The organism is Pseudomonas sp. UBA7500, assembly GCF_002478435.1.
Lineage (GTDB): Bacteria > Pseudomonadota > Gammaproteobacteria > Pseudomonadales > Pseudomonadaceae > Aquipseudomonas > Aquipseudomonas palmensis.
Genome location: NZ_DLNW01000040.1, coordinates 1 through 389, shown reverse-complemented (window position 1 = coordinate 389; position 389 = coordinate 1). Strand labels below are relative to the sequence as shown.

General features: G+C 69.7%; 1 protein-coding gene. It reads right to left on the bottom strand.

Going from position 1 to position 389, the window contains the following annotated elements:
• Positions 1 to 37: 37 nt before the first annotated feature.
• The coding region (locus B4I46_RS16665) for an NIL domain-containing protein (RefSeq protein WP_286901027.1) at positions 38 to 389 on the bottom strand (352 nt) is incomplete at its 5' end.

Genomic DNA, 389 nt, shown 5'->3' with positions numbered 1-389 from the left:
CATCAGCAGGGTGTCGAGCACCCCCTGCAACAATCGATCAAACCACATAGCCCAGCACCTCCACCTGCGCCGCCCACTGGCGTGCCCGTTCGATCACCTGCGCATGCCCGTGCGCCGAGTTGGCCACCGACACCACCAGCTGCCCCAGCGCACGTTCCTGGATCGGTTCGATACCGCCCTGCAGCAGGCTCACCTGGCCGCCCAGCAACGCGAACAGCGTCGACAGTTCCGGTGCCTCGCGGTCGCGCCCGCTGACGCGCAGGCGCAGTACCAGCGCGGCCTGCGCATTCGGCGCCTCGGGCAGCAGGCGGGCCTGCAGGTGCTGCGGCAAGGCTGGCTGTAGCGGCGCCAGCAAGGTCTTGCTGACCGCGTGCTGCGGGTCGCCGAAC